The organism is Sporosarcina sp. FA9 (assembly GCF_051550205.1).
Lineage (GTDB): Bacteria > Bacillota > Bacilli > Bacillales_A > Planococcaceae > Sporosarcina.
Window position 1 is genome coordinate 329,772 of record NZ_CP188819.1, and the last position, 24,907, is coordinate 354,678.

At 41.4% G+C, this 24,907-nt stretch carries 26 protein-coding genes; all 26 read left to right on the plus strand.

The window, feature by feature from the left end:
- Positions 1 to 40 precede the first annotated feature (40 nt).
- The 26 genes from ACP8HH_RS01670 to murA all read left to right on the plus strand — a co-directional run bounded on the left by ACP8HH_RS01670 (position 41) and on the right by murA (position 24,694).
- On the plus strand, positions 41 to 649 hold the full coding sequence (locus ACP8HH_RS01670; protein WP_438314968.1) for a thymidine kinase: 609 nt from the start codon (positions 41 to 43) through the stop codon (positions 647 to 649).
- A gap of 208 nt (positions 650 to 857) precedes the next feature.
- On the plus strand, positions 858 to 1,934 hold the full coding sequence (prfA, locus tag ACP8HH_RS01675; RefSeq protein WP_438314971.1) for a peptide chain release factor 1: 1,077 nt from the start codon (positions 858 to 860) through the stop codon (positions 1,932 to 1,934).
- The gene (prmC, locus tag ACP8HH_RS01680) at positions 1,927 to 2,781 is read left to right on the plus strand and encodes a peptide chain release factor N(5)-glutamine methyltransferase (protein ID WP_438314974.1); all 855 of its coding nucleotides are present in this window, start codon (positions 1,927 to 1,929) and stop codon (positions 2,779 to 2,781) included. Before prfA ends, prmC begins: the two co-directional genes overlap by 8 nt.
- Positions 2,782 to 2,825: 44 nt before the next feature.
- A complete protein-coding gene (locus ACP8HH_RS01685) occupies positions 2,826 to 3,398 on the plus strand; it encodes a stage II sporulation protein R (RefSeq protein ID WP_438314977.1) in 573 nt (190 codons plus the stop codon).
- Positions 3,399 to 3,457: 59 nt separating this feature from the next.
- On the plus strand, positions 3,458 to 4,486 hold the full coding sequence (locus ACP8HH_RS01690; protein WP_438314980.1) for an L-threonylcarbamoyladenylate synthase: 1,029 nt from the start codon (positions 3,458 to 3,460) through the stop codon (positions 4,484 to 4,486).
- 70 nt (positions 4,487 to 4,556) lie between these two features.
- Positions 4,557 to 5,060, plus strand: a complete 504-nt coding sequence (locus tag ACP8HH_RS01695) for a manganese efflux pump (RefSeq protein WP_438314983.1) — start codon at positions 4,557 to 4,559, stop codon at positions 5,058 to 5,060.
- A 58-nt stretch (positions 5,061 to 5,118) separates the two neighbouring features.
- Positions 5,119 to 5,559 (plus strand): low molecular weight protein arginine phosphatase, encoded by a 441-nt coding sequence (locus ACP8HH_RS01700; RefSeq protein WP_438314986.1) that lies wholly within the window; start codon positions 5,119 to 5,121, stop codon positions 5,557 to 5,559.
- Between the two features lie 2 nt (positions 5,560 to 5,561).
- On the plus strand, positions 5,562 to 6,863 hold the full coding sequence (locus ACP8HH_RS01705) for a methyl-accepting chemotaxis protein (RefSeq protein ID WP_438314989.1): 1,302 nt from the start codon (positions 5,562 to 5,564) through the stop codon (positions 6,861 to 6,863).
- Between the two features lie 319 nt (positions 6,864 to 7,182).
- A complete protein-coding gene (iscB, locus tag ACP8HH_RS01710) occupies positions 7,183 to 8,409 on the plus strand; it encodes an RNA-guided endonuclease IscB (protein WP_438314992.1) in 1,227 nt (408 codons plus the stop codon).
- Positions 8,410 to 8,474: 65 nt separating this feature from the next.
- Positions 8,475 to 8,912, plus strand: coding sequence for a ribose 5-phosphate isomerase B (rpiB, locus tag ACP8HH_RS01715; protein ID WP_438314995.1), 438 nt, complete (start codon positions 8,475 to 8,477; stop codon positions 8,910 to 8,912).
- Between the two features lie 19 nt (positions 8,913 to 8,931).
- Entirely contained in the window at positions 8,932 to 9,480 is a 549-nt protein-coding gene (locus ACP8HH_RS01720; RefSeq protein WP_438314998.1) for a TIGR01440 family protein, read from the plus strand.
- Positions 9,481 to 9,553: 73 nt separating this feature from the next.
- Entirely contained in the window at positions 9,554 to 10,795 is a 1,242-nt protein-coding gene (glyA, locus tag ACP8HH_RS01725) for a serine hydroxymethyltransferase (protein WP_438315001.1), read from the plus strand.
- 81 nt (positions 10,796 to 10,876) lie between these two features.
- Positions 10,877 to 13,066, plus strand: a complete 2,190-nt coding sequence (locus ACP8HH_RS01730) for an EAL domain-containing protein (protein ID WP_438315003.1) — start codon at positions 10,877 to 10,879, stop codon at positions 13,064 to 13,066.
- Positions 13,067 to 13,175: 109 nt separating this feature from the next.
- On the plus strand, positions 13,176 to 13,805 hold the full coding sequence (gene upp / locus ACP8HH_RS01735; protein ID WP_438315005.1) for a uracil phosphoribosyltransferase: 630 nt from the start codon (positions 13,176 to 13,178) through the stop codon (positions 13,803 to 13,805).
- Positions 13,806 to 13,830: 25 nt separating this feature from the next.
- Positions 13,831 to 14,952, plus strand: coding sequence for a non-hydrolyzing UDP-N-acetylglucosamine 2-epimerase (wecB, locus tag ACP8HH_RS01740; protein ID WP_438318964.1), 1,122 nt, complete (start codon positions 13,831 to 13,833; stop codon positions 14,950 to 14,952).
- Positions 14,953 to 15,421: 469 nt separating this feature from the next.
- The gene (locus tag ACP8HH_RS01745; protein WP_438315008.1) at positions 15,422 to 15,802 is read left to right on the plus strand and encodes an ATP synthase subunit I; all 381 of its coding nucleotides are present in this window, start codon (positions 15,422 to 15,424) and stop codon (positions 15,800 to 15,802) included.
- A 7-nt stretch (positions 15,803 to 15,809) separates the two neighbouring features.
- Positions 15,810 to 16,517, plus strand: coding sequence for a F0F1 ATP synthase subunit A (gene atpB / locus ACP8HH_RS01750; RefSeq protein WP_438315011.1), 708 nt, complete (start codon positions 15,810 to 15,812; stop codon positions 16,515 to 16,517).
- Between the two features lie 125 nt (positions 16,518 to 16,642).
- Positions 16,643 to 16,870: a F0F1 ATP synthase subunit C gene (gene atpE / locus ACP8HH_RS01755; RefSeq protein ID WP_438315013.1), complete on the plus strand. Its 228-nt coding sequence runs from the start codon at positions 16,643 to 16,645 to the stop codon at positions 16,868 to 16,870.
- Positions 16,871 to 17,020: 150 nt separating this feature from the next.
- Positions 17,021 to 17,581, plus strand: a complete 561-nt coding sequence (atpF, locus tag ACP8HH_RS01760; protein ID WP_438315015.1) for a F0F1 ATP synthase subunit B — start codon at positions 17,021 to 17,023, stop codon at positions 17,579 to 17,581.
- A complete protein-coding gene (locus tag ACP8HH_RS01765) occupies positions 17,578 to 18,117 on the plus strand; it encodes a F0F1 ATP synthase subunit delta (protein ID WP_438315018.1) in 540 nt (179 codons plus the stop codon). The genes atpF and ACP8HH_RS01765 overlap by 4 nt, the downstream gene beginning before the upstream one ends.
- A 25-nt stretch (positions 18,118 to 18,142) precedes the next feature.
- Complete coding sequence (atpA, locus tag ACP8HH_RS01770) at positions 18,143 to 19,654, plus strand: F0F1 ATP synthase subunit alpha (protein ID WP_438315020.1); 1,512 nt, start codon at positions 18,143 to 18,145, stop codon at positions 19,652 to 19,654.
- A 59-nt stretch (positions 19,655 to 19,713) separates the two neighbouring features.
- Entirely contained in the window at positions 19,714 to 20,571 is an 858-nt protein-coding gene (atpG, locus tag ACP8HH_RS01775; RefSeq protein WP_438315023.1) for an ATP synthase F1 subunit gamma, read from the plus strand.
- Between the two features lie 185 nt (positions 20,572 to 20,756).
- Positions 20,757 to 22,172 carry a F0F1 ATP synthase subunit beta gene (gene atpD / locus ACP8HH_RS01780; RefSeq protein WP_438315026.1) on the plus strand — a complete coding sequence of 472 codons (1,416 nt, stop codon included), beginning with the start codon at positions 20,757 to 20,759 and terminating at the stop codon, positions 22,170 to 22,172.
- Between the two features lie 102 nt (positions 22,173 to 22,274).
- Positions 22,275 to 22,676, plus strand: coding sequence for a F0F1 ATP synthase subunit epsilon (locus ACP8HH_RS01785; RefSeq protein ID WP_438315028.1), 402 nt, complete (start codon positions 22,275 to 22,277; stop codon positions 22,674 to 22,676).
- Positions 22,677 to 22,760: 84 nt separating this feature from the next.
- Positions 22,761 to 22,997: a DUF1146 family protein gene (locus ACP8HH_RS01790; protein ID WP_438315031.1), complete on the plus strand. Its 237-nt coding sequence runs from the start codon at positions 22,761 to 22,763 to the stop codon at positions 22,995 to 22,997.
- A gap of 398 nt (positions 22,998 to 23,395) precedes the next feature.
- Positions 23,396 to 24,694, plus strand: a complete 1,299-nt coding sequence (gene murA, locus ACP8HH_RS01795) for a UDP-N-acetylglucosamine 1-carboxyvinyltransferase (RefSeq protein WP_438315033.1) — start codon at positions 23,396 to 23,398, stop codon at positions 24,692 to 24,694.
- Positions 24,695 to 24,907 lie beyond the last annotated feature (213 nt).

Here is a 24,907-nt window from a genome sequence, read left to right on the forward strand (position 1 = left end):
AAAGAGGATATAAAACGTTTGAAATGGAAGGGGAATTAATATGCAACCAATTTTGCGTGGTGGTTGGATTGAAATAGTCTGTGGCAGTATGTTTTCAGGAAAGTCCGAGGAACTCATTCGGCGCGTAAGAAGAGCGCAATTTGCGAAACAAAAAATCATCGTATTTAAACCCGAGATAGATCATCGTTTTAGTGAAGAAGCTGTTGTGAGTCATAATGGAACGACGGTAATCGCAAATCCGGTTGCGAGTTCATCGCATATCGTCGAATCCGTAACGGAGGACTACGATGTCGTTGCAATTGATGAAGCACAGTTTTTCGACGATGGTATTGTTGATGTGGTAATGGACTTGGCAGACCGTGGATTTCGTGTGATCATCGCCGGACTGGACCAAGACTTTCGTGGACATCCGTTCGGACCAATGCCAGAATTAATGGCCGTTGCCGAACAAGTTACAAAATTGCAAGCCGTCTGCATGGTTTGCGGAGCCGCGGCAAGCAGAACCCAACGTCTTATAAACGGCGTACCTGCCGGTGAAGAAGATCCCGTCATCTTAGTCGGTGCTTCCGAAGCGTACGAAGCAAGATGCCGCAAGCATCATGAAATCCCAAAAGGCCAATCAGTCGCTAGCCATGCTCATACCAACTAAATGAAGTGTACAGCCCGTCCAGTAACATCGGCGGGCTTTTATATTTTAGTGAGTGTAAAGGGCTGGGTGGGAACGTTGTGAATATACTAGAGCGTTGCGAAGTTTCCCGCGGGGTGTGAAAATGGTGTTCACGAAGCTTAAATTGTATTTAGCGATGCAATTCCCGTACAATTATAGATAAAATAGTTTTTGGAATGAGGTGCGTACGATGTTTGAACGTTTAGAAGTGGTGGAGGATCGATACGATCATTTGAACGAAATGCTCAGTGATCCAGATATCGTCAGCGATGTAGCGAAACTCCGTGATTATTCGAAAGAGCAATCAGGGTTACAAGAAACAGTGGATACGTATCGTCAATATAAAATGAAACTAAATGAGCTTAAAAGTGCAAAAAGTTTATTGGATGAACCGCTTGATTCTGAAATGAAAGAGCTTGTTAAACTCGAAATCTCTGAACTGGATGATGAGATTGAAACAATTGAGGAAAGATTAACACTGCTTCTCGTTCCGAAAGACCCGAATGATGAAAAAAACGTCATTATGGAAATACGCGGGGCAGCGGGTGGCGATGAAGCGGCTTTGTTTGCGGGCAGTCTTTACCGAATGTACACGCGTTTTGCGGAAGCACATCATTGGAAAGTAGAAGTGATGGATTCATCGCCAACAGAATTGGGCGGCTATAAGGAAATTATATTTATGATTACCGGCAAGGGTGCGTATTCAAAATTGAAATTTGAAAATGGAGCACACCGAGTCCAACGTGTACCTGAAACGGAGTCGGGTGGAAGAACGCATACATCCACTGCAACTGTTGCCTGTCTTCCTGAAACCGAGGAAGTGGAAATTGAGATTCATGAAAAAGACATTCGAACCGATACATTCGCCTCATCTGGACCTGGTGGACAATCGGTAAACACTACAATGTCAGCCGTCCGACTTTACCACGCACCGACGGGAATTACGGTATCGTGTCAAGATGAGAAATCTCAAATTAAAAATAAAGAAAAAGCGATGAAAGTATTGCGCGCGCGTATCGCGGACAAAATTACGCGAGAAGCACAAGCGAAGTACGATGAAAAGCGGAAATCTGCAGTAGGAACTGGGGATCGCTCTGAACGAATTCGTACGTATAATTTTCCGCAAAATCGTGTGACAGATCATCGTATCGGACTTACCATTCAAAAGTTGGACCAAATCATTGAAGGTAAGTTGGATGAAATAATCGATGCACTTACGCTTGAAGAACAAGCATACCGTCTGGAAAGCTTGGACCAAAATGACTGAGCGCATTTACGAGGCTTTGAATAAGGCCTCGGCTTTATTGGAGGAAAAGGAATTAGATCCTGGTGCGGCACGCATTTTAATGGAATTTATTACACAGAAGTCACGTACGGATCTATTCTCCGATATACGTGACTTTCTTCCGGCAGAGCAGCAAGAAGAGTTTTGGGCGAAAGCGGAAGAATTACTTCAAGGGAAACCCGTTCAATATATTATAGGTGAAGAAAGTTTTTACGGACGAATGTTTGAAGTGAATGAACATGTCCTAATTCCGCGTCCTGAAACGGAGGAACTTGTTTACGGTGCAATCGAACGGTGTAAATCTCTTTTTTCAAATAAAGAAATAACCGTTGCGGATATTGGTACTGGAAGTGGAGCCATCGCAATTACATTTAAAAAAGAATGGCCAGATGCTTTGGTGACAGCGACGGATATAAGCGCAGAAGCACTCACTGTTGCGAAACGAAATGCGCAAACGCTTGAGGCGGACATCGTGTTTATACAAGGTGATTTGACGGATCCTCTTTCAAAAAGTAAATGGGATGTAATCTTATCCAACCCACCGTATATCGCACATGGTGAAGCTGCGGAAATGTCGGATACGGTTTTAGCACACGAACCGCACTCAGCTTTATTTGCAGATGAAGACGGATTGTACTTTTATCGGAAGCTTGCAAAAAGTCTTCCACAACTTATGAACAAATGTTCACTCATTGGGGTAGAAATTGGCTACAAGCAAGGACCGGCTGTGCATAAGTTATTTCAAGACGCATTTCCAGGAGCCGTTGTTGAGACTGTGAAAGATATTAACGGCAAAGATAGAATAATATTTTGTAAGAGTTGTGAATAAAATCTCTCTACTCCGGCAACAATGCGAAGTAGGAGGGGATCATAATGTTAACAGATTACCAGATTAGTGAAACCACGATTCAAACAAAGACTAGATATGAACGAATCGCACCTTATATTGAATTTATTTTACTTTTAATTATACTTCAATCAGCACTTATATTTATGACAAGTGGAGCAGCGGAGGATGAAGATGTGATTCGCTTTCGTCTTCTAGCTCACTCAAACGCTCACGTGGACCAACAAGTAAAGTTGGCAATCCAAGCCGAAATCGAGCCGCTGATTCAAAATGCCGTGGCAACTTCTCAGTCCGTTTCGGAACTTGAGACGAATTTAGCAGCTCTTGAGAAAACAATTATCAAAGTTGCCAGCGCACTTTCAAACGAGAATTCAATAAAACTGGAGAGAAAGGAAACGTTATTTCCTCCAAAAAGATCAGGTTTTTTTATTCATCCACAATCCATGCACGATGCCTATATATTAACAATCGGTAGCGGACGTGGGGATAACTGGTGGTGTTCCATTTTTCCGAAGATTTGCTTTCCAGATACTGCACCAAAAGAAGAGGAAGAAGTAACATTTTTCATCTGGGAGTGGATAAAAGGGATCTTTTCATGAAGTTACTAACAAACGTTGTGGATAACTGTGAAGAACTGTGTATAAGAAAGGAATTCTATATGAATACAAAAATAGTTTCGGTGGATAACTTTATGGATAACGACGAAGGTTATAAACAGGCTGTGGATATATTGAAAAATGGTGGAGTGGTCGCCTTTCCGACAGAAACGGTTTATGGGCTTGGTGCAATTGCCACAGACGAGCAAGCCGTTCAGAAAATCTTTGAAGCGAAAGGTCGGCCATCCGATAATCCACTCATCGTACATATTGGTAACAAAGCTGACGTTCGAAAATACGCAAGCGGCATTTCGGAAGCAGCTGAAAAGCTAATGGATGCTTTTTGGCCAGGTCCCTTAACATTAGTGTTTGAGAAAATTCCGGGAGTTGTTGCGCCAAATGTCACACCGGGAGTGAGTACGGTCGGGCTCCGAATGCCGGATCATCCTGTTGCTCTTAGACTTCTGCGTGAACTTGGAATGGCCCTTGCGGCACCGAGTGCGAATCGCAGCGGTAAGCCGAGTCCGACTGAAGCTGCACATGTTGAAGAAGATTTAAAAGGTTTAATTCCATTAATATTGGATGGTGGACAAACAGGTATCGGACTTGAATCTACCGTAATCGATATGACGATGAGTCCGCCTGTAATTTTAAGGCCTGGTGGGGCAACACAAGAAATGATTGAAGAAGTTATTGGTCCTGTGCAGTTTAATGCGAAGGAAACGGGTGGGAAAACGCCTCGATCCCCTGGTATGAAGTATTTGCACTATGCACCAGAAGCTCCCTTATACGTCATTGTTCCAGATGAAGAAAAAATACGGAATGCAGTAACGACCCTTAAAAATGAGGGGAAGAAAGTTGCGGTCATTGGTCCAGATGAATTTAAAGTTACGGATGCGGATTGGTATTTTGCTGTGGGACCGATTCATGATAGCGAGAAAATGGCTGTCAATTTATACCGTGCCTTACGTCAATGTGATTTGACAGATGCAGATATTATTCTTGCTGTTGAAACAGACTTAAATGGTTTTGGTGCTGCCGTAATGAATCGATTATTAAAGGCTTCTGAAGGCAAAAACTATACCGACTAAACTGAATACGTATGACCTCCCCGAACGCCGCATAGTATGAAAAGATGCGATATTCGGGGAGGTTTTATTTTTGAACGAGATATTTGCCGCATTTATTACTTCGCTTGACGTCATCATTGTGTACACTTTTTTACGAATAAGAAAAGGAAAGTTTTTACTTGCTCTTTTTACATCGTTATTAAATATGGCCTTTCCGTTATTGGGATTCATAACCGGTGAATTTTCCTCACATTACTTCATTGGCTGGAGTTCGCTGCTTTCCGGGACTTTATTATGTTTAATTGGGTTACATATGATATTGCAGGAAAGTGATGATGGTTCACAAGTGGCGAGAGTCAATCCTTTAATTATTGCTCTTGCTGTAAGTATCGACACCTTCTCAGTAAGCGTTTCATTTGGTATGATTCATATGAACAAACTAATTTTTATAGCAGCGTCTGGATTTTTCACATTAATCTTATCGTACGCGGCTCTCCGGTATAAAGGGAAAATGGAAGTCAAAAGTAGTAGGGTTGTAAGGAGTTTAGTAGGTGTGGTTTTAATTGGAATGGGTGTAATGTCATTCTTTCGTTGAAAGTAACTGTTTCTTTATATACTAAAGTTCGGTATTATTAATAAAGTAGGTGAAGATTATGAAAATTTATTTTATATGCACAGGAAATACGTGCAGAAGTCCAATGGCGGAAGCAATACTTCGTTCCAAAGAGATTGCCGATGTGACTGTCAAATCAGCAGGGATTTACGCATCAAATGGGGATTCGATTGCAAGAAATGCACAAACGCTTATTGAAGAAGCGGGAATGCCATACACATCTGTTTCTAAAGCAGTAACGAAAGAAGACATTGAGTGGGCGGATGTTATTTTAACAATGACTGAAATGCATAGGACAGTCCTAGTTGAAACATTCCCAGAAGTGAGTGGAAAAGTATTTACATTAAAAGGATTTGTAAAACCAGATTTCGATAAGGATGTACATGATCCGTTCGGGGGCGATTTGGAGACGTACCGATATACATTTGGTGAACTGTCGACAACAATTGATGCGCTTGAGCGGAAACTGATGGAGGGATAATAATGAAGACACGGCGGAAAAAGAAGTTCGGTTTGCGACTAAAATTGGTTATCTTCATAACGGCACTTGCAATTGCGACGTATTCAACGAGTGCGGTATTTATTAACATTATTCAGCCACAGTTTTTTCCGAATGCAAACACATTTTGGTTTGGAGTCATGACGTACGGAATGGGAATTTTTTGGTCAGGCCTTCTAGCTGGAATATTTGGGACAATTCTAACGAAACCATTACAAGAACTTGAGGCCGCTGCTATTAAAGTCGCTGATGGGAACATCGGAACCGATATTAAGTTACCCAAGTCTTCAGACGAAATTCGTTCAGTTGCAGAGGCGTTCCAACATATGGTCGTAAGTTTACGGACAATTGTTGGGCAAATTGAAACGAACTTTGAAAAGACTGCAAGTACTGTGGATAATTTGTCCGCTGAAACGGGCTCGGCAGCTCGCCAAGCACATGCTGTTTCATCAACAATTCTTGAAATTTCATCTGGTGCTGAAGAATCAGCAATTGCGATTCAAGAAACAGCTGAAGCGATTGAAGACGTTCGATTATTAGCAGTAGAGGTAAGTAGTAGAGCTGAAGAATCATCGGAACGGTCAAAGGAAATGCTGGAAGAGTTAGTAACAACAACTACTGTTTTTCATTCACTCGTTGAAGGCATTCGTACTATGTCGACCCAAAGTGAAAGATCACTGGGCACAATCCGACAACTCGATGAAAATGCGAAGAAAATTAGTGAAATCGTTCAATTGGTTGGAAATATTGCTGCACAAACGAATCTTCTTGCTCTTAATGCATCCATCGAAGCTGCTCGGGCAGGTGAACACGGTGCTGGATTTGCGGTTGTTGCGGAAGAAGTCCGTAAACTTGCTGATGAAAGTGCACGTGCTGTACAGGGAATATCTGGGCTCGTCGCTTCAATTCAAACAGATGTTTCAAAAGTCGTTGTGGAAATTGAACAACAAGTACATACGGCAATGAACGAAGCGGACCGTGCAACAGAAACAAGAGGAAATGTAGAAGCGATGTCTGGCAAAGTCAATGGAATGGCCGACTCAGTCATCGAAATTACGAAGTTTGTCGAACTACAATTGAAAAACATCGAAACAACGGCACGTCAATCTCAAGAAGTTGCTGCTATTGCGGAGGAAACCTCTGCTGGAGCACATGAAGTTGCAGCTGCGACGGAAGACCAAGTTCGTTCTATAGGACAAGCAGATTCACTCGCGAATGATTTAAAGAAACAATCGGAAGAGCTTTACGAAGTGATTAATCAGTTTGACTTAACAAAAAGTGAATAAATAAATCTCAGCCTCGAAATTTGTTCGGGGCTGTGTTTTTTTGTTGAATAAGTGATAGAATGAGTTGTATGTAAATAGGGAAAGTAGGGACATGATCAATAACCCGCGGTTAAAACCGCAGGCTTGCAAAAGCCTTGATTGACTAGCCTAAGTCTTTACTGACTACGTTGTTTGTGTCACGACACCATAGGATGCTTGCTCTAGTTCTATGCATCTGTCGCATGTGATTAAAAGCTTTGAGGGAAAAGAGCGGTGTTGCATGCCGAACAAGCACTTACAACATTGGCGAAGAGTACTTAACTCGAAGGAGGAAAACGACATGCTCGTTTACGTACTGAATCAACACGGAAAGCCGCTTATGCCTTGCAAGCCAAGGAAAGCACGCAAATTGTTGGAACAAGGAAAAGCGAACGTCTTTCAACGAACACCCTTTACGATTCAATTAAAGTATGGATCCAGCGGCTATACACAGCCTGTTTCACTTGGCGTGGATGCCGGAACAAAACACATTGGGCTTTCAGCAACAACAGAAGGTCGCGTCTTGTTTGAAGGAGAAGTTCAGCTACGCACAGACATTCAGAAGTTATTGTCAGCTCGCAGAGCTTTGCGGAGTGCCAGGCGACACCGAAAAACGCGTTATCGGAAACAGAGATTCTTAAATCGCAAGAAAGAAAAGGGATGGCTCGCTCCATCCATTCAAAATAAAGTGGATATGCATGTCAAAGTGATTAATAACGTGCATCAAATTCTTCCGATTGTTAATCTGACGATCGAGGTCGCACAATTTGACATTCAAAAGATTAAGAACCCCAGCATTTCAGGAGATCTCTATCAAAAGGGTGACCAATTGGGTTTTTGGAATGTTCGAGAATATGTTTTCTTCCGAGATAAACACCTGTGTCAACACTGCAAAGGCAAAACAAATGACAAGATTTTAAATGTACATCACATTGAAAGTCGTCAAACGGGTGGAGATGGTCCAGACAATTTACTCACACTCTGTGAAACATGTCACAATCAAATTCACCAAGAAGGTAAAGAGCATCTGTTTACGCGTAAACATGCTTCTTTTCGGGATGCGACTCAAATGACCGTCATGCGTTGGTTTATTCATCGAGAGGTAAAAGAACTTTATCCTCATGTGAAGTTGTCGTATGGATTTCAGACAAAAAACACCCGTATTCATCATGGGTTAAATAAAAGCCATAGGGTGGATGCTCGTTGTATTAGTGGAAATCCGCTTGCAACACTGGAATCTGCAACGTATTTGTTTAGACAAGTACGTAAAAACAACCGCCAGCTGCATAAGATGACCATTGCTAAAGGTGGCTATCGCAAAAATAATAAAGCCGAACGATTTGTCAAAGGCTTTCAACTGTTTGATAAAGTTGATTTTGAAGGTGTCGAATGTATCGTGTTTGGTCGCAGGAAAACAGGCTATTTCGATTTACGAAAGTTGGATGGAACATGTGTACACAAAAGTGCAAGTTTTAGAAAGTTGCGGGTGGTAGAGAAAGCAAGCACACTACTCGTTCAAATAATTTAAAGAAGGGAAGTGCAGGCTGGCTCCTCTCACGACTGAAGTCACGAGTCTCCGCCAGCCTAACAACGATGAAAATCGCGATATCTTCTGACCACGGGGGAAATAGACTCCGTATGGAAATTATTCAATTGTTAACTGAACTTAAAGTACAATTCGACGATTTCGGTCCAGCTACGGACGACTCTGTCGATTACTCTGATTTCTCGACACCTATCGCAAATGCAGTTGCAGCGGGTAAATATGACCGTGGTATTCTGATTTGTGGAACAGGTATTGGAATGTCTATTGCAGCAAACAAAGTCAAAGGAATTCGATGTGCACTCGTCCATGACGTTTTTAGTGCAAAAGCAACTCGTGAACATAATGATTCAAATATACTTGCCATGGGAGAGCGTGTAATCGGCCCAGGTCTAGCAAGAGAGATTGTAACTACTTGGTTAAACACTTCTTTTGAAGGCGGTCGTCACCAACGTCGTGTGGAGAAGATGATGGAACTCGAGAACTGAGCTTTAGGAGGAAATTATTGTGGGTACTCTAAATGAATGGAAGCTTCAGCTTGAACAGCTTTTAGTTGAAATGGCGGAACAAACTAAGTTCACACCTGGCGGACTGTTTGTCGTTGGATGTTCAACATCTGAAGTGGCTGGCAGTCGAATTGGTACAGCAGGAGCATTTGAAATTGGAGAAACACTTTACGAGCCTCTCGAAAAGTTTGCAGAAGCGCATAAACTGTACTTAGCGTTCCAAGGATGCGAACATATTAATCGAGCATTAACATTGGAACGTGAGGCCGCAACAAAGTATAATCTTGAACCGGTGTCGGTCATACCTGTTGTTCAAGCGGGAGGATCCATGTCTGCTTATGCATATAAGCAACTAAAGGATCCCGTCGTTGTTGAAGCAATTAGTGCCCATGCTGGAATTGATATTGGGCAAACATTAATTGGAATGCATTTAAAGACAGTTGCCGTTCCTTTACGCACATCCGTCTCAAAAATTGGGGATGCGATTGTTACAATTGCAACGACTCGCCCTAAGAATATTGGTGGGGAACGAGCCGTCTACTCAAAGTGAATCAGTTGGAAAAGGGTTTTACCTGCTTTATGCAGATGTATATATATATATCACTTGAAAAGGGGACAAAATAATGAGCTTAGAACATGTTAAACAACAAGATTCAGTAATTTACGATGCAATCATGGCGGAGAAAAAACGTCAACAAACAAATATTGAGTTAATTGCATCTGAAAACTTTGTATCTGAGGCGGTAATGGAAGCACAAGGTTCTGTACTTACGAATAAATACGCTGAAGGCTATCCGGGTAAACGTTATTACGGTGGCTGTGAGCACGTTGACATCGTTGAGGATATTGCACGCGATCGCCTCAAAGAAATTTTTGGTGCAGAATTTGCAAACGTTCAGCCCCACTCAGGTGCACAAGCGAATATGGCTGTGTATTTTGCAACCCTAGAACCAGGTGATACAGTACTCGGCATGAATCTTTCACACGGAGGTCACTTAACACACGGTAGCCCAGTGAATTTTTCAGGAGAACTTTATAATTTCGTTGAATACGGCGTGAGCAAAGAGGACGAGTTAATCGATTATGAAGATGTTCGTCAAAAAGCTTTAGAGCATAAACCGAAAATGATCGTTGCAGGTGCAAGTGCTTATCCGCGTGAAATCGATTTTGCGAAGTTCCGTGAAATTGCAGACGAAGTCGGTGCAATTTTATTTGTCGATATGGCACATATTGCAGGTCTTGTCGCGGTTGGAGAACATCCAAATCCAGTTCCACACGCGCACTTTGTCACTTCAACTACACATAAAACATTACGTGGCCCACGAGGTGGATTCATTCTTTGTTCAGAAGAAGACGGCAAAAAAATCAATAAATCAATCTTCCCTGGAGTTCAAGGTGGCCCACTGATGCACGTTATTTCTGCAAAAGCAGTCGCATTCGGAGAAGCACAACAACCTGAATTTAAAACATATATTCAACAAGTGAAGAAAAATGCAAAGCAACTTGCTGAGTCACTTATGGCTGAAGGAGTTGACATTGTATCGGGCGGAACGGACAATCATTTATTACTGATTAACCTTCGTTCACTTGGACTTACGGGAAAAGTTGCAGAACATGTTCTGGATGAAGTCGGAATTACTGTGAATAAAAACACGATTCCATACGATTTGGAAAGTCCATTTGTTACATCAGGTGTTCGTATCGGTACACCGGCTGTTACAAGTCGTGGATTTAAAGAAGAAGAAATGAAAGAGATTGCATCGATTATCGCAACGCTTTTGAAAAATCATGAAGATGAAAACGTTAAAAAAGAATCACTTGAACGTGTACATGCACTGACAGACAAGTTTCCACTATATGCATAAATAGGCAACAGGCCGCTTACCGTTCGCGGGAAAGCGGCTTGTTTTTTTTAACTTGATTGCAGGAAAAGGCGGCGAATTATTTTGAACCAATCAGAAAAGAACAGCATAAGAACAGCAGAGAAAATAACTTTGATTAATTGGCTCAGAAAATTTGGAAGCCGATTTCAACTTGGTTTTGTTGTAACGGATCCACATAAGGGAAAAGATAAGATTGTGTTTTCAAATGATGCATTTATGAAAATATCGGGATATTCATTTAAGGAGATAAAAGGGAAGAACTTACAGTTTCTACATGGTGAACGTACGAATATGAATGTCGTTCATGAAATTGATCGTAAACTAAAAAATGCTGTTCATGCAAATGCTGAACTTTTGCACTATAGAAAAGACGGAACACCTTTTTGGGGTGAGCTGGTCATTCAGCCACTGGTGAATGGAAAAGGGGAAACCTTATTCATCGCGTCTTATATTATTGATATTACGAGAAGAAAAACAGACGAATCTTTGCTCGATTTAACAAAACAAATTTTCAAGGGAATTAATGATGGGGAAGAGCTTAGTACACTGCTACAGAAGATCTGTACAGTTGCCGAATCTTATTGTTCAACAGGATCGAGTTGTTCCATTCATTTTAACGATGAAAACGGTGTATGGACTGCGAATAGAACATATCCAATTTCAAACAAACAAATTCAAGAAATCATACATAAAGTGGGGAAAGAAAAGGGTTATATTAAGGATGAAATTATTTGTATCGAAGATATTGAGGGTGTAATGGGTAGAAAATTAACTACAAAGGTTTCTGAGGAATTGAACTTTAAATCAAGTTGGATTCTTTCAATGGGAGATGAGGACGCATCTCAAAATGACTTTTTTGCTGTATTTAATAAAAACGGAGGTACCCCGAACGAATTTCAAACGGGTTTCATTCATAGCTTAGTACCGATTATTCGTATGGCGAAAACGTATTATGAACAACGAAAACAGTATCTTATCCTTGCATTTACAAATCCGGAAACAGGACTGCCAAATAATCATGCTTTTGTAAGAAAGCTGGAAGCAAAATTGGACACAGGGGGACCTTGCTTTGTAGCTGTTATTCTACCGGGCGAATTTTCTCAAATTGTAGACCTATACGGTAGGGGAGCCGCTGATGAACTGTTTATTCAACTCTCAAAACGAATTGAAAAGGTTGGTCGAGGAAAAGAAAACTTTATTGGGCGATTTTCCAGCTCTTCGCTTGTTTTAATGAATGATTATATCGAGGAAGGCAACAGTGAGTTTTATATCCCGGAGCTACAAAAAGTTGTTGCGAAGCCGTTTGTAATATCCAATCATGAGATATTTTTGACATTGAAGATTGGTGTTGCAATCTCATCAGAAGAACCAATAAGTGCTGAAGAGCTTATGAGACGTGCAGATTTTGCAGTAACTGAGGCCATGAAATTACCGGGAAGTGTAATGAAGCTTTATAAAAACGATACCAATCAAGAAATCATTCAAGATATTAAAATCTCTAATGAATTAACGAAAGCGCTTGCTAATGATGATCTTGACGTTTATTTACAACCGAAAGTAGACCTTGAAAGTGGTGCGATAGTATCGTTTGAAGCACTTGCACGCTGGTATTGTCCCGTCTTAGGTCAAGTTCCACCAAGCATTTTTATTCCGGTTGCTGAAAACTCTGGGAAAATAATTACTCTTGAAATTATAATTATTAAGAAAGTATTAAGTTGGATTCAAACTCGTTTGCGGTCGGGCGCGAACGTGTTTCAGGTCGCCATCAATATTTCAGTGAATCATTTCTTCCATGCAACTTTTGTTTCTAGATTACTTGGGCTCATCCACGAATACGATATTCCATCAAAATACATTCGTTTAGAAATCACGGAAAGTATTGGACTTGTCGATTATCCAGGGGCTAAAGTGATTTTCGAACAATTAAAAGAAGCGGGTTTTGACATATCGATTGATGATTTTGGTGTGGGATTTTCATCTTTAAGCTATTTGGCGCAACTGAAAGTGAATGAGTTGAAAATAGATCGATCCTTCGTTCAAGCTTTAGATGAACCGGAGACTCGTGCTGTCGTAATGACGATTATTCAACTTGCGAAGAATTTAGGATTATCGACAGTGGCCGAAGGTATTGAAGAAAAAAGGCATATTGATATCCTTTTATCGCTAGGATGCACTATCGGACAAGGGTTCTACTACTATAAGCCAATGCCACTTGCTGAAGCGAGTTTGCTTCTTGATGGTGAAAAGATGTAGGTTTCGTAACAGTTAAGTAAACTGTCTTGTGCCTGTCGGATTTTATGGTGTGTAGAAGAGGAAAAGTTCTGCTATACTAAACAAGATATTTCAAAAGGAGCGAATAAAAATGGCTAAAGTACATGTATTTGATCACCCGCTTATTCAGCATAAACTTACGTACATACGGGATAAAAACACGGGAACGAAAGAGTTCCGTGAACTTGTTGATGAGGTCGCAACGCTAATGGCTTATGAAATTACACGTGAGCTTCCGCTTACAGAAAAAGAGATTGAGACACCTGTTTGCAAAGCGACGTCGAATGTACTTGCGGGCAAAAAGCTTGGAATTGTCCCGATTTTACGTGCAGGCATCGGAATGGTTGAAGGAATTTTGAACTTAATTCCAGCAGCAAAGGTAGGTCATATTGGACTTTACCGTGATCCTGAAACTTTGTTGCCAGTAGAATATTATATTAAACTTCCGTCAGATGTATCGGAACGTCATTTTATACTTGTTGATCCAATGCTTGCTACAGGCGGTTCAGCTATTGCGGCAACAGACTCGCTTAAGAAGCGCGGGGCAAAAAACATCCAGTTCATGTGTTTAATCGCAGCTCCAGAAGGTGTTAAAGCATTTACAGAAGCACATCCGGACGTTGATGTGTATATTGCGGCACTTGATGAAAAGCTTGATGAAAAAGGATATATCGTTCCAGGACTCGGCGATGCAGGAGACAGACTTTTCGGTACAAAATGATTTGGAAGGTGTGAATGCTTTGACTTTGCAAAAAAAGTGGAAAGTAATGACGATTTTCGGCACGCGCCCGGAAGCCATTAAAATGGCACCACTCGTACTCGAACTTGAAAAACATTCAGATGAAATTGAGTCCATTGTTACTGTGACCGCTCAACACCGAGAGATGCTTGACCAAGTGCTTGAGACGTTTGAAATTATACCCAATTACGACTTGAATATTATGAAAAGCCGTCAAACTCTTGTCGATGTTGCAACACGGGGACTTGAAGGTCTTGATAAGATCATGAAAGAGGCACAACCGGATATTGTACTTGTACATGGGGATACATCAACGACATTTATCGGAAGCCTTGCCGCATTTTACAATCAGATTGCAGTTGGACATGTCGAGGCAGGTCTTCGCACATGGGATAAATACTCACCTTACCCAGAGGAAATCAACCGTCAATTAACAGGTGTAATCGCAGATCTTCATTTTTCACCGACTGAAGCATCTGCGCAAAACTTATTAAATGAAGGGAAGCCACAAAATCGCATTTACATAACAGGAAATACGGCGATTGATGCACTTCAAACAACAGTGCGTGAAGGCTATACTCATCCAATCCTTGAACAGATTGGATCGGATAAGTTAATTCTGCTAACTGCACATCGAAGAGAAAACCTTGGGGAACCTATGAGGAATATGTTCAGAGCGATTAATCGACTGCTGGAGAAACATGACGATATTCAAGTTGTCTATCCTCTTCATATGAACCCAGTCGTTCGTGAAATTGCGGATGAGGTTCTTGGAAATAATGAACGAGTCCATTTAATCGAACCGCTGGAAGTTGTTGATTTCCATAACTTTGCTGCGGCATCTCATATTATTCTAACTGATTCAGGTGGTATTCAAGAAGAAGCCCCATCACTCGGAAAACCCGTTATTGTTTTACGGGACACGACAGAACGACCTGAAGGAATCGAAGCGGGTACATTGAAACTCGCTGGAACAGATGAAGAAACGATTTTCACATTAACCGACGAACTTCTAACAAATGACATTGAATATCGAAAAATGGCACAGGCATCCAACCCTTACGGAGATGGCCATGCTTCCGAACGAATTGTCAAAGCGTTAAAAGAATATCTGAATACGTTGAAATAATTTAGTAAACGGCCTCGAAATAGTGAAGTGTTCAGGCCGTTTTTCTAATTAAAATAAAAGCAGTGAACTGTGAAGAAAAGTTGTGAAATCAACGTATTGCTTGTATGTCTTTGATCCTAAGCCTCAGGTATAATGGCGTTTATCTTCGGTTACACTAACTTATACCTCTTTTTGAATTTAAATTTGTCCATTTTTTGACGGCGTGCAAATCAGACGTGAAAATGTCGTAGGAATCAATTGACTTCATTTTTAGGCTACTGTATCATTACTAATGGTAAGAATGATAGGCGTTTCATACATATGGAACCTAAACCAATGGCGTATTCACATACAAAATCTATCATCTTTTTACCTTTTTCGGAGTCTACGCCGGTTTAAGGCTGGACAGCGAAACGGGAACCACTCCGCAAGTCCTTACACGAAACGTTTATCCGAATTCCAGAAATACGAAGCAGGAGAATTACTAACTATGCAAACATTACGGGAAATCCATAGCAGGCAACGAAGAGCCTTATATCCATTGCTTGCACTGTTCGTCCTCGGTTGGGGATTTACGGAATGGAAAACTGTGTTTGCAGGGCTCATACTAGGTTCTCTTTTTGGCTTGTACAATTTCTGGCTACTCGTTCGTCGGTCGGAACGGTTCAACCTTTCGATTGAGAATGGGAAGAGAAGTGTTTCGCTTGGCACTGCGTTGCGTTTCGCATCTGGTATTGCAGCAGCAGCAATTGCAACTTCGATGCCGGAACAGTTTGACCTGATCGGAACGGTATCTGGGTTCGGGTTACTGTATGTCATCTTATTAGTTGACAGGATCATTTACCACGTTAGACACGAACAAGGGAGGTGAACGAAACATGGAGCATGGAAATCCTACACAGGTATTATTTGGGATAACATACAATCCATCGAACGTCATGATGCTTTTGATAACCTGTATAGTTGTATTTCTTATCGCATTTATTTCTACGCGTAATTTACAAATTAAACCATCAGGCATGCAAAACTTCTTTGAATGGATCATGGATTTCGTCAAAGGGATTATTAAGAGCAACATGGATTGGAAAACGGGTGGACGTTTTCACATACTTGGAATTACACTTATTCTGTTTCTTTTTGTAGCGAACGTGCTCGGATTACCGTTAGCCGTCGTATGGAAAGGGGAGCTCTGGTGGAAATCACCTACAGCAGACCCAATGATTACACTGACTCTTGCAGTTATGGTAATTGTTCTAACACATTATTACGGGGTTAAAATCAAGGGTGCTAAAGGATATGCTCAAGGTTTTTTTCAACCGCTACCTTTTTTAATGCCACTTAATATCGTCTCGGAATTTGCAAGTACGTTGACACTTGGTCTACGTTTGTACGGTAACATCTACGCTGGTGAAGTTTTAATTGCGTTAATCGCAAGTCTTGGTGCATCAAGTGTGTTTGGATTAGTTGGAGCAATCGTACCGGGAATGGCTTGGATGGGCTTCTCAATCTTCGTTGGAGCAATACAGTCCTTTATTTTCGTTATGTTATCAATGGTCTATATGTCCGATAAAGTTAGAACGGACTAATACACATAGAGTTCCCCGAAAAGGCAGAGGTAAATACGCTTTTTCCCTAGTAGGGAGAAATACGGGAGCCTAGTGCTCCCACGACAGAATAAAAAAATTATAAAAAACATTAGGAGGAAATAATTATGACAGGTTCAATTGGTTTATTAGCAGCAGCAATCGCAATCGGTCTAGGTGCACTTGGTGCAGGTCTAGGTGCAGGTCTAGTAGTTTCGAAAACACAAGAAGGAATCGCTCGTCAACCAGAAGCACGCGGTATTCTTCAAACGAACATGTTCGTTGGAGTAGCACTTGTTGAAGTTGTTCCGATTTTCGCAGCAGTAATTGCGTTCATCGTTATGAACCGCGGATAAGTAGTTAAAGAATTTCAAGAGGCGAAGATTTGAGTGTAGAATCTTCGCTTTTTAATAAGGAAATGCAAAAATAGCTAACTAATGAATGGGTAATTAAAATACAGTTTATATTTAAAAGAGTCGTGTGCTCTTGAAGGGAGTGAAACAATCGTGTTTTTGGATACCTTCGTCCTCGGAGCTACAAACGTAGCTGATGCAGGATTTTTAGAAAAATTAAACAACCCCGATGGTCTAAACCTCGGAGATATTCTCGTTACAGTCTTTTTATTCCTTCTACTCATGGCCCTACTTAAGAAATTTGCATGGGGACCGCTTATGGGCATTATGGATCAACGTGCTGAAATGATTTCCAACGAAATCGAGGCAGCTGAAAAAAGCCGTATCGAATCAAAAGACCTTCTTGAAGAGCAGCGTAACTTGTTAAAAGAAGCGCGCAATGACGCTCAGTCGATTGTTGAAAACGCCCATGAACAAGGTGAAAAACAACGTGAAGACATCATCAAGGCAGCACGCAATGAAGTTGTTCGCTTAAAAGAGGAAGCAATGCTAGAAATTGCTTCAGAAAAAGAAAAAGCTGTATCAGCAGTTCGCGAAGAATTCGTATCTCTTTCCATTCTTGCAGCGTCTAAAGTACTTGGTAAAGAAATTTCCGAGGATGATAACCGTGCATTGATTGAGGAAACGATTGCGAAGGCAGGCGATGCTCTGTGAGTCAGTCAATAGCAGCAAAACGTTACGCACAAGCGCTGTTTGAATTAGCGCAAGAAAAAGGGCAAACAACTTCAGTTCTAAACGATCTTATACAAATGAAAATTGTGTACAAAGAGAATAAAGAACTTGGACAATTGCTTGGAAATCCGAAACTACCAATGGCTCGAAAAAAAGAACTACTTGCAGGAATATTCAAAGATGTAAATCCATTAATTTTGAATTTACTCTATGTACTTCTTGATCGAAAACGTATGGATGAAATTGTGAATTGTATTGATGAATTTAGTACACTTGCGAATGATGCATCTGGTATTGCTGAGGCAAAAGTGTATTCTACACGTCCGCTTACAGAAACTGAACGTGCATCGATCTCCACAACTTTCGGAAAAGTAGTTGGTAAAGTTTCATTGCAAATCGAAAACATTATTGATCCAAGTCTAATTGGCGGCATTCGTCTTCAAATTGGAAACAAAATCTATGATAGCAGCATAAGCGGTAAGCTTGAGCGTCTAAAACAGGATCTTATTGGATCTTAAAACTGAAATTTAAGGGGTGACATACATGAGCATCAAAGCTGAAGAAATCAGCGTACTAATAAAGCAGCAGATTGAAAATTACGAGTCTGAGATGAAAGTTAGCGATGTTGGTACAGTTATTACAATTGGTGACGGTATTGCACGTGCTCATGGCCTCGACAACGTCATGGCCGGAGAACTTTTAGAATTCTCTACTGGTGTCATGGGTATGGCACAAAACTTGGAAGCCAACAACGTTGGTATTATTATTCTAGGCCCATACACAGACATTAAAGAAGGCGATGAAGTACGTCGTACAGGTCGTATCATGGAAGTACCAGTTGGCGAAGAATTAATCGGTCGTGTAGTAAATCCATTAGGTCAACCAGTGGATGGTCTTGGACCAATCGCAACAACTAAAACACGTCCTATTGAAAGCCCTGCACAAGGGGTTATGGCACGTAAATCAGTACACGAACCACTTCAAACAGGAATTAAAGCGATTGACGCACTTGTACCAATCGGTCGTGGACAGCGTGAGTTAATTATCGGAGACCGTCAAACAGGTAAAACAGCTGTTGCGATTGACACGATTCTTAACCAAGCAGACCAAGATATGATTTGTATTTATGTAGCAATCGGACAAAAAGAATCTACAGTACGTGGTGTTGTTGAAACATTCCGTAAAAACGGCGCACTTGATTACACAATCGTCGTTACGGCTTCTGCTTCACAACCTGCTCCACTACTATTCCTTGCACCATATACAGGAATTACTATGGCTGAAGAATTCATGTTCCAAGGTAAACACGTTCTAATTGTATACGATGATTTATCGAAACAAGCAGCGGCTTACCGTGAACTGTCTTTACTACTTCGTCGTCCACCAGGTCGTGAAGCATACCCAGGTGATGTATTCTACTTGCACTCACGTTTACTTGAACGTGCTGCGAAATTGAATGACTCACTAGGTGGCGGTTCAATTACGGCACTACCATTTGTTGAAACACAAGCGGGCGATATTTCCGCATACATTCCAACAAACGTTATTTCAATTACAGATGGACAAATATTCCTTCAATCTGACCTATTCTTCGCGGGTGTACGACCTGCTATAAACGCGGGACTTTCGGTTTCACGTGTTGGTGGTTCAGCTCAGATCAAAGCAATGAAAAAGGTTGCAGGTACACTGCGTCTTGACCTTGCTGCGTTCCGTGAACTTGAAGCATTCTCACAATTCGGATCTGATCTTGATGCGTCAACGCAAGCAAAACTAGATCGCGGAGTACGTACAGTTGAAATTTTGAAACAAGATCTAAACAAACCAGTTAAAGTTGAAATACAAGTAGCAATACTTTATGCACTTACACGTGGATTCCTTGACGATATTCCTGTCGTGGACATTCTACGTTTTGAGTCGGAACTTGAAAGCTGGCTCGCAACGAACCACACAAGTATTTTAGATCATATCCGCACGACGAAAGACCTTCCTGCTGATGAAGCGATGGCTGAAGCCCTCAATGCATTCAAGAAGACATTCGCTCGTACAGAATCTTAAGCCCCGTAATTGGTGAAAGCCGTAAGCGGAATCTAATACAATAAGGTGGTGAAATACCAATGGGATCATTACGCGAAATACAAAACCGTATTGTTTCGACGAAAAAAACAAGTCAGATTACACGAGCAATGCAAATGGTATCGGCATCGAAACTGAACCGTGCTGAATTGAATGCGAAAGCATATGTACCTTATATGGAGAAAATCCAAGAAGTTACGTCTTCAATTGCAGCCGGTACAACAGATTTGTCGCATCCAATGCTTATATCTCGGGAAGTTAAAAAGTCTGCTTACATCATAATTACGTCTGATCGTGGACTTGCTGGAGCTTACAACAGTAACGTTTTACGTGCAGCTGCAAATACGATTACGGAGCGTCACAACGCTAAAGAAGACGTATTGATTGTTGCAATCGGACGTATCGGTTATGAATTTTTCAAGAAACGCGGATTCAGTGTCGTTGACAGTGTAATTGGTTTAAGCGACCAACCGTCATTTGCTGAAATAAAAGAAATCGCGAAGAAAGCTGTTGGTATGTTCGCTGACGGTACGTATGATGAACTTTATATGTACTATAGCCACTTCGTAAGTGCCCTATCTCATGAAATAACAGAGAAAAAGGTACTTCCACTAACCGACATCGCATCAGAATCGGCAACTACTTCATATGAATTCGAGCCATCCGGCCAAGCAATTCTAGAAGTATTACTTCCGCAATACGCGGAAAGCCTAATCTACGGTGCGTTGCTCGATAGTAAGGCGAGTGAACATGCTTCACGTATGACAGCGATGAAGAGCGCAACGGATAACGCTGGCGATTTAATCGATTCACTAACGCTCTCATTCAACAGAGCACGCCAAGCATCCATCACACAACAAATTACAGAGATTGTCGGTGGGGTCGCAGCTTTAGAGTAAAGCTGCTTGGACTCTGCTTTACGGCTCGGAAAAAGTTGGCCCAGGGAAGGTTGTACTTTAACCTTCCGGCCCAAAAAAGTTGGCACCAAAACTTTTTGTCACTTAGGGCCAAAAAGGAAACACTTAACAATCCAAGCATCACCCAATATCAATAAAAGCTATCTAGTAAGACAGGAGGAAACAACATGAACAAAGGACATGTTCTTCAAGTAATGGGTCCGGTTGTAGACGTTAAGTTTGAAAACGGCCAGTTGCCTGCAATTTATAACGCACTGACTGTTACAATTCAGCGCCCAAACTCAGAGCCTGAAGTGCTCACTCTTGAAGTTGCACTTCACCTCGGTGATGACTCAGTTCGTACAATTGCAATGTCTTCAACAGACGGTTTGCAACGCGGTACTGTAGTTGATGACCAAGGAGCTGCTATTTCTGTACCAGTTGGTGACGCAACATTAGGACGTGTTTTCAACGTTCTTGGTGAAGTTATCGACCTCGGTGAAGAAATTCCAGCATCTGTACGTCGTGACCCGATTCACCGTTTGGCACCAACATTTGAAAATCTTTCAACGAAAGTTGAAATTCTAGAAACAGGAATTAAAGTAGTTGACTTACTAGCTCCATACATTAAAGGTGGTAAAATCGGCCTATTTGGTGGTGCGGGTGTAGGAAAAACTGTATTAATTCAAGAATTGATTAACAACATCGCACAAGAACACGGTGGTATTTCCGTATTCGCTGGTGTTGGAGAACGTACTCGAGAAGGAAATGACCTTTTCTATGAAATGACAGATTCTGGTGTTATCACGAAAACAGCAATGGTGTTTGGGCAAATGAACGAGCCACCAGGTGCGCGTATGCGTGTTGCGTTAACAGGTCTTACAATGGCAGAGCATTTCCGTGACGAACAAGGTGCGGACGTTCTTCTATTCATTGATAACATCTATCGTTATACACAAGCCGGATCTGAAGTATCTGCACTTCTTGGACGCATGCCTTCAGCAGTTGGTTACCAGCCAACACTTGCTACAGAAATGGGTCTACTGCAAGAGCGAATCACATCAACAAATAAAGGTTCAGTAACATCAATTCAAGCAATTTATGTACCAGCGGATGACTATACGGATCCGGCTCCTGCTACAACATTTGCTCACCTTGATGCAACTACAAACCTTGAGCGTAAACTTTCTGAAATGGGTATCTACCCAGCAGTTGACCCACTTGCTTCATCTTCACGTGCTTTGTCTCCGGACATCGTTGGAGAAGAACACTACGATGTTGCTCGTCAAGTGCAAGTAACGCTTCAACGTTACCGTGAACTACAAGATATCATTGCAATTCTAGGTATGGATGAACTCGGTGACGAAGACAAGCTTATCGTTGGTCGCGCACGTCGTATTCAATTCTTCCTATCACAAAACTTCCACGTTGCAGAGCAGTTTACGGGCCAAACTGGTTCATATGTACCTGTTGCTGAAACTGTTAAAGGATTTAAAGACATCCTTTCTGGAACTTACGATCACCTTCCAGAAGATGCATTCCGACTTGTTGGACGCATCGAAGAAGTAATCGAAAAAGCGAAAAAAATGGGTGTTGAAGTTTAATTTATACCAGCAGGATAAATCCCTGCCAAATCAAATTAAGCCTTTGGCGGATTGTATATGCGCCAAGGCGTATTTGATTATAAGGGACCAGGAGGGTAAAAAATGAGCACAATGAAAATTAATATCGTCACTCCCGACGGCCCTGTTGTTGAATCTGAAGCGGACATGATCATCGCAGTTACTGAAACAGGCGAGATGGGAATCCTTCCCGGCCACATTGCGACGGTGGCACCACTGCAAATCGGTGCGCTTCGTATAAATAAGGGTGACTCGACAGAAGTTGTTGCAGTTCACGGTGGTTTTATCGAAGTCCGTCCAGATGTCGTTACAGTTCTTGCACAAAGCGCTGAAACTGCTTCCACAATCGATATTGCTCGTGCTAAACTTGCGGCAAGTCGTGCGGAGGAAGATCTAAAAGTTAAAAAAGACGACGCGGACTTTCGATTGATAGAACTCGATTTAAAACGTGCGTTGAACAGAATTAGTGTTTTCGAAGGTAAATAACTCTTAAAAATGCGGGCAGAAGAGAAACTGACTTCTGTCCGTATTTTATTTAATGAATAAAAACAAATGGAAGGAGACTTCTGTATGGACGGAATGTTTGGTTACCAGCCATTACTCGCAATCGTTTCCCATATCATTTTTATCGGGCTCGCCTTTTTTGCGTTACAAGCTTTGATGCCGGAAAAAGTAATTCGGAAAAACCGTGTATTTCAAGCTCAACTTTTATTTATATTTTTAAGCATTTTGATCGGAAGTTCCGTATCAAATTTCTTTCTGGAGATATCCTATTGGTCAGGAAGATTATCGACGCTGTTTGGATGATGCGATACGATACTTAGTGTCGCCGCATTTACGAAAAAAATCGTTAATGGGGCGATGGTAGGTAAATCATCACATAAAATAATGTTTGGAGAACGATCCTTCGGGGAACTAGAAGGATATGTCATTTAACAAAAAACAAAGCGAATATAGGTATAACACAGTGTTTTGGACGAAAGAACGACTTAGTATGACACAAAATACTATAAGCATACATAATATATACTACATCGTTGGAACAAAATAAATCGTTCAAAGAGCTTCTTGTATAAATAGCCTGAACGCTGTAGAATTGTATGTGTTTTGAACTAATAATAATCAATATAAATTCGACATTTAAAGCAACTATAAATGACATCATCGTGTTACAAGACACAACTTAGAAGTTGGAGGGATAAATTTTGGAAAGAATAATTATCACAGGTGGACGCAGATTGAGCGGAACTGTCCGCGTGGAAGGTGCAAAAAATGCGGTTTTACCCGTATTGGCTGCTGCCCTGCTCGCTACCGAAGGCGTGAATGTTATTAAAGACGTACCGAATTTGTCGGACGTTGAAACAATTAGCGAAGTATTGAAAAGCTTAAATGCAAAAGTAGACAGCCGTTTGGATGTTAATGAAGTCATCATTGATTCAACAGAACAGTTATTGGGTGAAGCTCAATTTGAATATGTACGTAAAATGCGTGCATCTATTCTTGTTATGGGACCTCTTCTTGCCCGCAATCGTTTTGCACGTATTGCTTTACCAGGGGGTTGTGCGATTGGGTCAAGACCTATTGATCAACATTTAAAAGGTTTTGAAGCAATGGGTGCCGAAATTACATTTGGTCATGGACATGTTGAAGCTAATGTACCGGATGGCTTAAAGGGTGCTAAAATTTATTTGGATTTCCCAAGTGTCGGTGCTACTGAAAACATTATGACGGCAGCTGCACTTGCAAAAGGTACAACGATTATTGAAAACGCAGCAAAAGAACCAGAAATTGTAGACTTAGCGAATTTCATTAATGAAATGGGCGGTAAAGTTGTTGGTGCCGGAACGGATACGATTCGTATTGAAGGTGTATTGAAATTATATGGCACAACGCATCATATTATACCTGATCGTATCGAAACAGGGACTTTTATGGTTGCAGCAGCAATTACAGGTGGCGATGTCATCATTGAAAATGCAGTCCCAGAACATAATGCCGCACTCATCTCTAAAATGGGAGAAATGGGTGTTGTCATTACTGAACTAGACGAAGGAATCCGTGTACGCGCTGAATATCCTTTGAAATCGGTTGACTTGAAGACGATGCCACACCCAGGATTTCCGACAGATATGCAATCACAAATGATGGCACTTATGCTAACGTCAACGGGTACTGGAATTTTAACGGAGACCGTATTTGAAAATCGTTTTATGCACGTTGAAGAATTCCGTCGGATGAATGCTTCGGTAAAGATCGAGGGAAGATCAGTCGTCTTATCAGGACCTTCTGACTTACAAGGAGCGGAAGTTTCCGCAACGGATCTCAGAGCAGCCGCAGCACTTATACTTGCAGGTCTTGCAGCAGATGGAATCACACGCGTTACCGAATTATCGCATCTTGACCGCGGATATGTGAATTTCCACGGCAAATTAGCCGCACTTGGAGCGGATATCATTCGTGAATATCCCGAGTCCATTACAGAGAAATCGGTACAACTGGTCTAATTTCATATATTTTAACTCGATAAGGCTATATCCAACTGGATGTGGCCTTTTTGGCGTGGAATGAAATATGGGGTGTTGTGTGGTTTTACGGAAACGTTGCGAAGTTTTCCGGAAACATTGTGAGGTTCCCCGAAAACGTTGCGAAGTTCTCCGGAAACGTTGCGAGGTTTCCAAAACGTTGCGAAGTTTTCTCAAAACGTTGCGAAGTTTCCC